Source organism: Pseudomonas sp. S5F11, from assembly GCF_019641515.1.
GTDB lineage: Bacteria > Pseudomonadota > Gammaproteobacteria > Pseudomonadales > Pseudomonadaceae > Aquipseudomonas > Aquipseudomonas rhodesiae.
Genome location: NZ_JAIFJZ010000001.1, coordinates 1,081,321 through 1,092,736, shown reverse-complemented (window position 1 = coordinate 1,092,736; position 11,416 = coordinate 1,081,321). Strand labels below are relative to the sequence as shown.

The window sequence follows — 11,416 nt, the reverse complement described above, 5'->3', positions numbered from 1 at the left end:
GTGCCAAGCTCGCGCCCCACAGGGAAGTGGGCGGGCCGAGGAGCCTGCGATAAGGCATTTTAATGGCCCCTTTGTAACAAAATCCTCGCCAAAATCGCTTTTATTTTCAGGTGGTTAGGTGGGGATGCAAATGCGCAATGTTGGAATCATGCTGATCGCCTGCTCCCTGGCAGGCGGCGCGACGGCCGTGCAGGCAAGGGAGTTGCGTGAGGGTGACAAGTACATGTGCAGTTGGGGCGCCGGCACCGCCGCCAGGGCCCAAGAGCTGAAACTGTCGGGTGTGTCGCTGTATGCCGCCCGTCAGAAAATCCAAACCCTTAAATTCAGCAAATCGTGGATGCGCATGATGGCCATGGGCATTACCGAGCAAACCTACGACAGCCGTTCGCGGCTCAAGCCTGAAGCCATTCGCCAGAGCTTTTATCAGGACTGCGTGCGTTACAAAGTGGCGCGTAAGTAAATACGCGCACCCGGATTACAAATCCACCACAAATCCAGTATGTCCGTTTGCATACAATTGCGTCGTGATTGCCACGAGAGCAGGGCGCAAACGGTCATGCAGCAGCCAGAACACTCCTCATCCAACAGCGTGCTCTACCTGGTCGCCGGCGTGGTCGGCGTGGCGCTGATGCTCGGCGCCTATTTCATGCAGATCAACGCCGAAGCGGACCGTCAGCGACAGAGCGCCGCCGAGCGTCTGACCCTGTGTCGGCAAGTGGCGCGGGTGGCTAGTGCGACGGCGTTCGGCGGGGCGGATGTGCGCGATACGTGCGAACAACTGAACGAAGAATCGAAGAAAGCGAGCGCGCCGTTATAAGTAATAACCCTTTTTTATAAGTGGACTAGTTGCACCAAAAGGTGGCACTTAATATCCGCTAAGACATAAAAAACATGTGGATATTGAAGCACTTACAGCGTTTTTAATCCGACGAAAGGACGTAAATAATGTTGTTACAGCTTTTTGCAATGGTTACCATAGCCGTGCGTTCACCTCCCACGGTTTATGCATTTTTAAATCCCAAGTTTCCATCAGCTACTTGGGATTTTTTTTGCCTGGGATTTGGCCGCAGGCCGGGTTCAATCGTCGGCAAACGCCGCACGCATGCGGCCATCATGCTTGGCCTGATACAGCAACTTGTCGACCTCCTCGACGAATTCCAGCGCTTCGCTACCCGCTGTGACCAGCCGCGTGCCGACACCCAGGCTCAACGTTAACAGGTGGGACACGGAGGAATGCGGATGTTCGATCTCCTGTTGGCAGATCAGGTGCAGGCAGCGTCGTGCCACTTGCCGGGCGGATGCAGCGTCGGTTTCCGGCAGCAACCACACGAACTCTTCGCCGCCGATCCGCGCGATAAAGTCCCTTGGCCGATTCGCGGCCAGTGCCAATGTGCGCGCTACTTGGCGTAGGCAGTCGTCGCCTTTGATGTGGCCGAAGTGGTCGTTGTACTGCTTGAAAAAATCGATATCCAAAATGATCAACGACAGCGGCAATTGGCTGCGCTGGGCGCTGGCCCATTCGCGTTCCAGCACGGTGTCGAACATGCGCCGGTTGGCGATGCCCGTCAGGCCATCCTGATAGGAGTATTCCTCAAGTTGCTTTTGCAGGCGGATCAAGTGCTCTTCGGTCTGCTTGCGCTCGCTGATATCGAACATAAAACCAATCAGTGCTTCGACTTCGCCGTCCTTGCGTATCACATGCACCACATCGCGAATCCACACGTAATCGCCATTCACCGTCAGGGCGCGGTAATCGGCCTCATGGTCGACGCCGGCACGGGACTGCGAGACGCAGAAGTTCACCACATACTCCCGGTCGTCCGGGTGCATGCGCTCGACCCAGTCGTCCACGCTGACCCAACTCTGCTGGCTCCAGCCCAGCACTGTTTCGATCTGCGGCCCGATGTAGCTGAAGGTCATGCTCTGCCACTCGATACGCCAAGGTATGGCTTTAGTGGACTCCAGCAGCGTTTTGTAGACATCACTGTCGGTTTGGCTCGAAGGAATATGGCTCATTACGGACTGCTCGAAATGATGGCTAAGTGCCAAGAGCCTCTTGTGATCCACGCCGGGAGTCAAGCGTTGCGCGAGGCAACGGACGGGAGGTCACGGGCGGTGCTGATCAGCGGTGGGCAGTGCGGAAGGAGAGATAGTGGTTTGGAACTGGATGTTTCGAAGGCGCCACGAAGACGGTACTCGAAGATGCCCGGCACCCCGTCGGTCAGAGTAGGAAGGAAAAAAATATGAACAGTGTTTCCCCAGTGGCCGCCTCGGCATACGACCAGGTTCAATCCAACTCGTTGGATGCGATTACCGATTTTGGCGGTGAGCAGGTGGACAGCCTCCCGGAGCACATCCGGGTAAAACGTGACGATCAAGCGTCAAGCGATACCGCGTCTGCACCTCAGATTACCTATTGAGACCTGCTGCACGGCTCATCTGACTGCTGCGGTGGGAGCTTCAGCCGGCGCCCACCGCAGCGCCCGTTACTAGAGGCGCCGCAGAAAGGATTTGACGATATGACGCGTGGCATCCGTAGTGTCCAGCTGGTCCATGGCGGTATAGGCATGCCACTGGCAATCGACGATCTCGTTGCATGGCCGCGCGTCTTCAATGTTCACCACCGAAGCTTCGAACACATGGTGCACGGTGTCGCGGGCCTTGAGTTCCTGAAGGTACAGCAAGCCATCCACATTCAACCCGGTTTCTTCTTCCAGTTCGCGTTCGGCGGCGCCCACCGGGCGTTCGTCGCGTTCAACCTTGCCGCCGGGCAAGGCCCATTTTGATCGGGCTTTGCGCACGAAGAGGATACGCCCCTCGTGTTCGCAAATGACCGTTGCCCGGATTTTCATGGTCTGTGCCTCGTAAGAATCAACTGTCACAAAAGTGTAATGCAATTGTCATGCTAAGTGGTTATGGCGCGTGGCCGTGGGTATGTGGATACTGCCCGATTGATCAGAACGCACGAGGTAAACCATGACGACCGTACGCTGGGGCATGATCGGCTGTGGCAGTGTCACTGAAGTAAAGAGTGGACCCGCCTTTTACAAAGCGCCAGGTTCGGCCCTGGTCGCGGTGATGGGGCGCCGTGAGGAGGCCGTGCGCGATTATGCGGCACGTCATCAGATTGACCGCTTCTACACCGATGCCCAGGCGCTGATCAACGACCCCGACGTGGACGCCGTGTACATTGCCACACCCCCCGACAGCCACTTGGAATACAGCCTGATGGTAGCCGCCGCCGGCAAGCATTGCTGCGTCGAAAAACCCATGGCCCTGAATGCCGAGCAAAGCGCGCTGATGCAGCGCACCTTCGAGCGCGCCGGGCTGCACCTGTTTGTGTCCTACTACCGGCGTTCCCTGCCGCGTTTCCAGCAGGTGCGGCAGTGGCTACAGGACGGGCGCATTGGTGAGCTGCGTCACCTCACCTGGACCCTATGCAAGCCACCGGGTGCCGAGGATGCCAGCGCCGCCAACTGGCGCACCGATCCGCTGATCGCCGGCGGTGGCTACTTTGCCGACCTGGCCAGCCATGGGTTTGATCTGTTTCAGTACCTGGCTGGGGATATCGTCGAAGTGTCCGGTTTTACCGCGCGTCAGGCCGGGCGCTATGCAGCGGAAGATGCTGTGACGGCCTGCTGGACTTTCGGCTCGGGCGCCCTGGGCATGGGCTGCTGGAACTTTGTCGCGGATCGCAAGGAAGACCGGGTCGAACTGATCGGCAGTCGTGGGCGCATTGTGTTCTCGGTGTTCGAGGAGCAGCCGCTGCGCCTGGAAGGCGAATTCAACGAAGTGCTAGACGTGCCGTGCCACGCGCATATCCAGTGGCACCATGTGCTGGCCATGAATGCCCATATTCGCGGCGAGGCCGAGCACCCTTCGTTGGCCATCGAGGCGCTGAAGACCGATCGAATCTTGGATAAGGTGTTGCAACGTAACCCCAATCACCCTGGCTGAACGCGGTACACCTGGTTTTTTTCAAGGAATCGGTAGATGAAATACTGGATGTTGATTTGGCTGGTGCTCTCCACGGGCGCATTGGCGGCACCGCGTGATCAAGGCACGCCGGGGCAGTTTGATTTTTATGTGCTGTCGTTGTCGTGGTCGCCGACGTTTTGCCTGACCCACCCGGACAACGAACAGTGCTCGGGCAAGGGCTATGGTTTTGTGCTGCACGGGCTGTGGCCGCAATACGCACGGGGCGGTTGGCCGGCGTCGTGTGCGCCGCAGTCGCAACTGAGCCGTGAGGCGCTGGACAAGGGTGCCACGTTGTTTCCGACCCGTGCGCTGCTCAGGCACGAATGGGCCAAGCATGGCACCTGCAGCGGCCTGGAACCGTTGGCGTATCTGGACAAAACCGACGCGGCATTAGGGGCAGTGGTGATCCCCGAGCAATTGCAGCCCTTCAACACGCCGCCGACGCTGCAGGCCCGCGATATCGAGGCGCTGTTTCGCGAAAGCAATCCACGCATGGGTAATCACGGGCTGGCAGTGATTTGCAAAGGTAAGGTGCTGTCGGAGGTGCGCGTGTGCCTGACCAAGGACCTGGCCTTCGCCGGCTGCCCACGCAGTGTGAAAAGCCAATGTCGCGGGGGCGATATCCGCATTCCGGCGCAACGCTAGAATGTCTAGGGTTCACTGGCTGGAAGTGATACAGGCGCTAAACTTTCAAAGACTGCCTTCAGGCAAAAGGAACATCGCTTGGACACTGACTTTGAAAGTAAGACAACCTTTCAGGGACTGACCTTCAAGTTGTATCGCGCAGAGGGTAGCGCACTACTGGCATTCGACTTGGCGCCAGACCTCGCTACCCGTGATTTTGTCGGCTTCAGCATCGAAGTGCGTTACCCCGGTGCCGACCACTGGGGTGCACTGCACAATCGCCTGCATTTCGACTACCCACCCACGCCGGAGCGGCCGCGCAGCTTTGCTTCAACCGAGGCGCCGTTCCAGAAATTCCGCTGGATTCACGTGCCCAGCCAGATCCTGCCGGGTGTGTATCGGTACCGGGTCACCGCCTGCTACATGGGCGCCGACGGCGCGTTGCGCAAGGGCGTGGCGGTGGAAAACCAGATTTGCCTTGAGGCCCAGACGATCAGTGGTTTCCTGAATGTCGGGTTTACCCGCGGTTTCGCCTCGTCCCAAGCCTACGGTGATCGGTTCGACAATGAGACCCGCATCCTGCCGCCGGCAGGGGCCGCCCCCAGGGCGTCTCTGGATCTGGATATGGCGCCCTTCGAAGCCCATTACCAATGGCTGGGTTTCGAGGCGCGACGATTGATTTTGCAAGTTCTGGATCAGGTCGCCAACGACCCGCAGTTAACCCTCGATGCGCTGATCTACGAAAGCAAAGAACCCGACATCCTGCGCCGCCTGGAGCAACTCGGCCCGCGCCTGCGCGCGATCATTGACGACCACGGCGAGCAGGGCGCCGCCGACAGCTGTGAAAGCCTCAGCGCTGCGCGCCTCGCCAGCGCGGGGGCCCAGGTCAAGCGCCTGCATTTTTCCAGCCAGCAACACCATAAGGTGTTGATCGTAAGGCGTGACGGGCGGGCGATACGGGTGCTCGGCGGCTCCACCAACTTTGCGCTGCGTGGCTTGTATATCCAGTCCAATAACGTGTTGCTGTTCGACGATGAGCGCGTGGCCGGCAAGTTCTCCGAGGTATTCGAAGCTTACTGGGCCGCGCCCATGGCCTTTCGCAAGAACCCGCTGTCGCAACGCTGGTGGGTGGTGCGCGACCGGCCGGGCTCCAAGGTCTCGCTGTGTTTTGCGCCCCACGCCGACAGTGGCTTGTCCCTGGACGCGATTGCCGCCAGCATTGAGCAGGCCAGCAGTTCGGTACTGTACTCGGTGGTGTTTCTCAACCTGATCAGCGGCAATGTGCGCCATTCGCTGGATGAGTTGATGCAGCGCGCGCTGTTCTCCTACGGTGTTGCCCAGCGTAAGGGCCAGTTGGCTGTGCGTAAGCCGGATGGCTCAGTGGGCCTGCTGCCGTTCGCTTATCTGGCCAGCAATGCCCCGGCACCGTTCAAGGCCGAGTGGTCAGGCAATGCCGGGAACATGGTGCACAGCAAGTTCGTGGTCACGGATTTCAATGGCGTAAATCCCACGGTGTACACCGGTTCTTCCAACCTCGCCGAGGGAGGGGAGAAAAACAACGGCGACCACCTGATCCGCATCGAAGACCGCAGGATCGCCGTGGTGTACGCGGTTGAAGCGTTGCGCCTGTTCGACCATTTCCACTTCCGAGTCAATGCCAGTCAACCTGGCGCGCTGGATACCTTGCGCCTGGCCAAACCACCGGCACCCGGGGACAAACCCTGGTTCGATGCCTATTACCGCACCGGTCATGTGAAGATGCGGGACCGTGAGTTATTCGCGAAATAGCGCTTTAGGGGGGCATTTTATTCAATACCAGATGCCGTCGTCCCTTTACCGTGACGTTATCTTCACTGTCACAGGGATTCGTCATGAGCTTGATTCTTTCCATGGCCGCTTTCGCGCTGGCCACCTCCATCACCCCCGGCCCGGTCAATGTGGTGGCGCTCAGTTCGGGCGCGCGCTTCGGTTTTGCCGCCAGCCAGAAACATGTATTCGGCGCCGCCGTGGGCTTTACCGTGCTGTTGGTGCTGATTGGCCTGGGCCTGCATGAGGTGCTGCTGCGCTGGCCGATCCTGACTCAGCTGATTCAGTGGGGCGGGGTGGCCTTCCTGCTGTACATGGCTTGGAAACTGGCGGTGGATGATGGGCGCTTGGACGCCCAAGGCCGTGCTACCGCGCCATCGATGCTCTACGGCGCAATCATGCAATGGCTCAACCCCAAAGCCTGGCTGGCTTGTGTTGCGGGGATGGGGTTGTTTGTGGCGGACAACGCCAGGGCGCAGGTCTGGGTGTTTGCCGGCCTCTATCTGGTGATCTGCTACCTGTCGGTGGCGTGCTGGGCCTACGCTGGCACCTTTTTGCGCCGCTACCTGAGCAACCCCCAGGGCGTGCGGGTGTTCAACCGTTCAATGGCCGCGTTGCTGGTGGCCAGTGTGGGTTATTTGCTGATGGCTTGAGGCGGTCGCGGTATTGCCCCGGCGTGGCGGCGAAGTGCTGCTTGAACGCGCGCTGGAAATGCGCCTGGTCGGCAAACCCGGCGGCCAGGGCCACATCGGCGATCAGCTCGCCCTGGCGCAATTGGGCGCGGGCAAATTGAATGCGTTGGTTAACCAAAAAGGCATGGGGCGTCAGCCCGTAATACTGCTTGAACGCACGGATCAAGTAAGAAGGCGACAGCTCGGCCGCCTGGCAAATATCTTCGAGCTTCAACGCTTGAGTGCAGTGTTCCCGGATGTATTCGGCTGCCCGTTCCAGCTTGCGGTTCACCTCACGCACCGGCGTCGGCGACGGGTTCAGGCGTTGCTGCACGTCGCTGAAGTAACTCACCAGCGCGCTCTGCTTTTGCAGGTGTTCGGCCTGCTCATCCACGACGATGCGGTACAGCTCCAGCAAGCCACGGTACAGCAGTGGGTCGCGGGTATACGGTGTGTCGAATGGCCGGTAGCCCTGATCGGTGCTGAAACCCAACTGATATTGCAGCTCGGTGAGCCAGGGCGTGTCGATATACAGCATCTGGTAGGACCACTGCTCGTTGGCGATGGGGTTGCAGGCATGGACATCGCCGGGGTTCATCAACACCACGGTGCCAGCGCTGATTTCAAACGTGTCGGCACCGTAGTGGTAATAGCTGCGTCCGGTGGTGATCGCACCGATGGAAAAGTGCTCGTGGGCGTGCCGTGCATAAGTGACTTTGCGCCCGTCGGCGATGGTGCGCGCTTCGATAAACGCCAGCGCTGGGTCGCGCCAGAAAACAGGGGCGGTCGCGGTGGTCATGGGCAGGGCTCCTGGCGCAGATCGAGTGAGCAACTTTATATCAAAGCGCCGACTGTTCAAGCGTCAGTCCGCCTTGAGCGCCATTTCCAGCAAAAAGTCGGCCCACGGGTCGGTGCCGCTTGCGGCTTCAAGCAGCGTCAGTGGGCGCTTGGCTTTTTCGCGCAAGGCCAGGCCATCGTGCAATGGGTGCTCCAGGATAACGTCGGCCACTGCATGGCTGCGCGGTGAGTCCAGCGTGCGTGGCACGCGTCTGCCCAGGCTATCCAGTGGCGGCACTTCGGGCGCCTGGGGCAGGTTATTGCCGAGCGGGGTGAGGAGCAAATCAGTGGTCGCTGTCGACGACCCTGGGTCTTGTGGCCACGCACCCTGTGCATAGGCTGCCCAGTCGAAGTGGCTGGCGGTGTCGACGCCCTGCGGCAATTGCCGGGCATCGAGGTCGAGGCGAGGGCGTATAAGCAGTTGCCTGGGGAAGCATTCGTAGACATACGTGGTGCTGACATAGGTGACGGCCATCAGCACACCGAATCGTCCCACTTGGGCGGCGGCACTGCTTGAGGCGCTGGGGCGGCTGAGCTGGAAAAATCGCACCTGACCGTATTCCAGCGCCTCTCGGCGCGGCAGGGTCAGTTGCGACAACCCAAAACAGATGGACTCGCGATAAGCCGCCTTGAGCTGTTGCAACTTGTGATCGAAGGCTTGGAAAAATACCTGGCTGACCGACCCCAGCAAATGAAAGCGCTTGGCCATCTGTCGATATTTGACGGCTGGCTGGGACGAGTGCCAATGCTGGGAGGTGGCGTCCAGGTCGCCGGCCATATGCAGATCGGTGAACGAATATTTAGGGCCGGTATGGATACCTTCGAAGCGCTTGTCTTCAGAAAATGGCGAGTCAAGCGGCAGCCACATCAGGATGCGCGCGTCCAGCCAGCCGTTGTCGGGATACACGCGGCGCAGGTCGTTCAGGGCGGTCTGGCGCAGCCATACCACGGGTTCGGCGAACGCTTCCAGGGTGCTGCGCAGGCGTGTCCGCTGGGCATTGATCGCATCGACCGCGTTTTTCACGGACTGTGTGCCATAGCGCCGTTGAGGCGCCAGCACGCCGTTGACCACGGCCCACTCCAGCACCGCCGTGGTGGCCTGAGGGCTGTCAAGAAAGGTCTGCCAGCGATCTTCGGGTGGCAGGTACGCGAGGGCCATGATCTGCGCGTGGGTGAATTGACGGGACGAGCCCGGCAGGCTTTTTTCCAGGTACATAACGTACTGACAGAACAGCGTCCAGGTATGTGAGCCCAGGTAGGGCTCGTCTTCGGGGATGTCGCGCACCAGCAACTGCGGGCCTTTTTCACTGAGGATCAAGTGCGCCGCCAGGGCCGCCGTGGGTCTGTCCAACACGCCCATAGCGGTTTCGATGTCCCGGCGCACGAACGGTATGGACTCGCCCCAATAGAAGTCGCCGTGCCAGTCCAGCACCTGGATACCCGTGGGATGTGCCTCGAACCTTGGGTCCAGGCTCAGGATCAGCGCGGCCAGTATCAGCGCGTTGCGGCTGCCGCTTTCGCCCCGTTCGCTGGCGTGGCTACCATGCCAGTGCAGGGTGTTGGACAGCACTTCGCCCAGTTGTTGGGCCAGGGGCGATGCGAGCAGGCACGGGATCAGGTAATCGGCTTCGGCTCTGACGTCAGCCACAGTCTTGCCGGTCAGCAGGGGCTGGCTCAGGTATTCGAACAGCGTGCCGGGCTGGCCCTGCATAAAGTCGAGGCTGAGCGCGACGAGCTGTTCACGCTCCTGCGGGGACAGGGTCCACGCCGAAGGGCGCGCGTCGCGCGGCTTGAGTGCACGCCAATACGATCCCTGGCTTGACCGTTGTGGCAGGCTGACTTCCAGGCGTTGCAGCACCCGCCGAGCATCCGCCAGGCTTTGCGGCACACGAAAACCGTACAACCGCAACGCCTGCTGCACGCTCACCGTGTCGTTGGTGCGCAACTGGCCACCCGTTCGGGCGGCCAGCGACCGCAATTGCGATACCCGCTCCAGCAGGTGGTCATGCTCGGCCACGGCATCGTTCAGGGACTTCCAGACGCCGTCCAAGTCGCGTGCCTCAATGTTGCCGGATTCGCTCAGCAGCACGTGGCTGGCGGGATCGATGCGCAGGCGGGTACGCAGGGCCAGAAAGGCCGGATCGTCGGTCACCAGGCGTAAGTGGCGGTAGGCACTCTTCACTGTGGCCCGTAGCGCGTCCGGGTCGCCACTGATCACCTGGTCCAGGCCGTCGGGCCCCGGTAACTGGCCGCTGCCTATCATTTGCGTCAGCACGGTACGCAGGCGGTGGCGGTCATTCATCATGCCCACATAATGGCGAAAGCGTCTGAGGGTTGCCGCGGTGCGCACAGCCTTGAGCACCACCGGTTGCGCGGGCGTCGGCCATTGGCGCAAGCGCTGGATCAACGCACCGATATGTGCGGGCCCTTGCACAGGTTCGAAGCCGTAGGCCGTCAGGGCGTCGGTGAGGTCGACGGAGTGATCGGGGTAGATGCGCACCCCCAGTTGCGAACCCAGCAGCACCAACCGTTCCCAATGTGGCGTCGGTGAGGGCAGCAGCGTGCGTTGTTCCTGGGCCGTATCGCGCTCGGTCACACAGATCAACTGGCGCGCGAAATCATAGTGGGCCTGGGCATCGACGAGGTGGTGCTCATCCAGGATCAAGTACAACAGCAGCGCGGCTTCCTTGACGCTTTTGGCCAGCGTCGAGTGGGAGGTCAGGTCGACGCGGGTGTGGCTGAGCTCGGAAGGTGTTCCGTCACATTGCTCCAGGGCAGTGGCCAATCGCTGAAAATCGAGCCGCTGTTGCGTCAGTTCCGCGTGGATGATCGATTTGCTGCGGCCGTTATCGTCAAACGCCGGGAAGGCTTGCAGCGCACGCAATTCCTCAATGATCGCCAGTGCCGCGAGGCGATTGGTTGGCATAGGGTAGCCATGGAACGCCAGTACGAGGTTCAGCGTCAGTGTGGTGATGCCGTCATTCGATTTGGTGCCGATGTATGGCATGCCCAGCGCGAGCGGGTCGAGCAGTTGGCTGATGAAAATGATGGGTTTGGCCAACGTCCACCATTTGGACGTGCCTGCCAGGGTAAACACCTTGGGCACGCCGTGTGCGGTGACGTGAAGGTTGCTGTCATGTACCCGCAGCGTGCTCAGCACCATGCCTTCTGTAGTGGCCCAGGCGATAAAGTCCTTGCTGTTGACGGCCTTGCTGAACGCCGCGCTCCACTGACCCAGCAGGGATGGTTCGGGGATGGGTACCGGCGTGGTTGCGGCGGGCAAGGCTGCGTCTGTCGTGCCGGAGAGCAGGCTGATCAACCGCGCGATCAAGGCGGCGTCGCCGCTGGGGTGTGTGTGGGGCTCAAGCGGCGTGGCGCTGGAGGGACCGACGGTGACTGACATCGCAATGCCATCGTGCGGGTCGGCCCCGCTCAGGGCCAGGCTGGGGAAATCGTCCATGAAGAGGGCTCCGGGTGGCTAAACCCGGATCATCCCTCCG

Annotated in this window: 11 protein-coding genes; 7 read left to right on the top strand and 4 right to left on the bottom strand. The window is 60.5% G+C overall.

The features are described from left to right. The first annotated feature begins 130 nt into the window (after positions 1 to 130). Both K1567_RS04775 and K1567_RS04770 read left to right on the top strand, forming a co-directional pair. On the top strand, positions 131 to 460 hold the full coding sequence (locus K1567_RS04775) for a hypothetical protein (RefSeq protein WP_034097359.1): 330 nt from the start codon (positions 131 to 133) through the stop codon (positions 458 to 460). 96 nt (positions 461 to 556) lie between these two features. Further along, positions 557 to 817 (top strand): hypothetical protein, encoded by a 261-nt coding sequence (locus tag K1567_RS04770; RefSeq protein ID WP_034097012.1) that lies wholly within the window; start codon positions 557 to 559, stop codon positions 815 to 817. 260 nt (positions 818 to 1,077) lie between these two features. Here the strand turns inward: K1567_RS04770 and K1567_RS04765 are convergent, their stop codons facing one another. Continuing rightward, the gene (locus K1567_RS04765) at positions 1,078 to 2,016 is read right to left on the bottom strand and encodes a sensor domain-containing diguanylate cyclase (RefSeq protein ID WP_034097013.1); all 939 of its coding nucleotides are present in this window, start codon (positions 2,014 to 2,016) and stop codon (positions 1,078 to 1,080) included. 227 nt (positions 2,017 to 2,243) lie between these two features. Here K1567_RS04765 and K1567_RS04760 point away from each other — a divergent pair, with 227 nt between their 5' ends. Continuing rightward, positions 2,244 to 2,420 carry a hypothetical protein gene (locus tag K1567_RS04760; RefSeq protein ID WP_158231154.1) on the top strand — a complete coding sequence of 59 codons (177 nt, stop codon included), beginning with the start codon at positions 2,244 to 2,246 and terminating at the stop codon, positions 2,418 to 2,420. 69 nt (positions 2,421 to 2,489) lie between these two features. On the opposite strand, the gene K1567_RS04755 is transcribed toward K1567_RS04760, so the two are convergent. After that, entirely contained in the window at positions 2,490 to 2,852 is a 363-nt protein-coding gene (locus tag K1567_RS04755; protein WP_169903190.1) for an NUDIX hydrolase, read from the bottom strand. Between the two features lie 124 nt (positions 2,853 to 2,976). Between K1567_RS04755 and K1567_RS04750 the strand changes: the two genes are divergently transcribed. The 4 genes from K1567_RS04750 to K1567_RS04735 all read left to right on the top strand — a co-directional run bounded on the left by K1567_RS04750 (position 2,977) and on the right by K1567_RS04735 (position 7,061). Further along, positions 2,977 to 3,957: a Gfo/Idh/MocA family protein gene (locus K1567_RS04750; protein WP_220698194.1), complete on the top strand. Its 981-nt coding sequence runs from the start codon at positions 2,977 to 2,979 to the stop codon at positions 3,955 to 3,957. A gap of 36 nt (positions 3,958 to 3,993) precedes the next feature. Continuing rightward, positions 3,994 to 4,623 (top strand): ribonuclease T2 family protein, encoded by a 630-nt coding sequence (locus tag K1567_RS04745; protein ID WP_034097017.1) that lies wholly within the window; start codon positions 3,994 to 3,996, stop codon positions 4,621 to 4,623. A gap of 78 nt (positions 4,624 to 4,701) precedes the next feature. Continuing rightward, complete coding sequence (locus K1567_RS04740; protein WP_034097018.1) at positions 4,702 to 6,390, top strand: phospholipase D-like domain-containing protein; 1,689 nt, start codon at positions 4,702 to 4,704, stop codon at positions 6,388 to 6,390. A gap of 83 nt (positions 6,391 to 6,473) precedes the next feature. Next, on the top strand, positions 6,474 to 7,061 hold the full coding sequence (locus tag K1567_RS04735; RefSeq protein ID WP_034097019.1) for a LysE family translocator: 588 nt from the start codon (positions 6,474 to 6,476) through the stop codon (positions 7,059 to 7,061). Here K1567_RS04735 and K1567_RS04730 read toward each other — a convergent pair. Together K1567_RS04730 and K1567_RS04725 are read right to left on the bottom strand one after the other, a co-directional pair. Further along, positions 7,003 to 7,878 (bottom strand): AraC family transcriptional regulator, encoded by an 876-nt coding sequence (locus K1567_RS04730; RefSeq protein ID WP_220698193.1) that lies wholly within the window; start codon positions 7,876 to 7,878, stop codon positions 7,003 to 7,005. The genes K1567_RS04735 and K1567_RS04730 overlap by 59 nt on opposite strands. 63 nt (positions 7,879 to 7,941) lie before the next feature. Beyond that, positions 7,942 to 11,376, bottom strand: a complete 3,435-nt coding sequence (locus tag K1567_RS04725; protein ID WP_220698192.1) for a hypothetical protein — start codon at positions 11,374 to 11,376, stop codon at positions 7,942 to 7,944. Between the last annotated feature and the right edge of the window lie 40 nt (positions 11,377 to 11,416).

Excerpts from the sequence above, each read along its gene's own strand:
- K1567_RS04755 (WP_169903190.1), bottom strand. The coding sequence starts at position 2,852 with ATGAAAATCCGGGCAACGGTCATTTGCGAACACGAGGGGCGTATCCTC.
- K1567_RS04750 (WP_220698194.1), top strand. The coding sequence starts at position 2,977 with ATGACGACCGTACGCTGGGGCATGATCGGCTGTGGCAGTGTCACTGAA.
- K1567_RS04775 (WP_034097359.1), top strand. The coding sequence starts at position 131 with ATGCGCAATGTTGGAATCATGCTGATCGCCTGCTCCCTGGCAGGCGGC.
- K1567_RS04745 (WP_034097017.1), top strand. The coding sequence starts at position 3,994 with ATGAAATACTGGATGTTGATTTGGCTGGTGCTCTCCACGGGCGCATTG.
- K1567_RS04760 (WP_158231154.1), top strand. The coding sequence starts at position 2,244 with ATGAACAGTGTTTCCCCAGTGGCCGCCTCGGCATACGACCAGGTTCAA.
- K1567_RS04725 (WP_220698192.1), bottom strand. The coding sequence starts at position 11,376 with ATGGACGATTTCCCCAGCCTGGCCCTGAGCGGGGCCGACCCGCACGAT.
- K1567_RS04735 (WP_034097019.1), top strand. The coding sequence starts at position 6,474 with ATGAGCTTGATTCTTTCCATGGCCGCTTTCGCGCTGGCCACCTCCATC.
- K1567_RS04765 (WP_034097013.1), bottom strand. The coding sequence starts at position 2,016 with ATGAGCCATATTCCTTCGAGCCAAACCGACAGTGATGTCTACAAAACG.
- K1567_RS04770 (WP_034097012.1), top strand. The coding sequence starts at position 557 with ATGCAGCAGCCAGAACACTCCTCATCCAACAGCGTGCTCTACCTGGTC.
- K1567_RS04730 (WP_220698193.1), bottom strand. The coding sequence starts at position 7,878 with ATGACCACCGCGACCGCCCCTGTTTTCTGGCGCGACCCAGCGCTGGCG.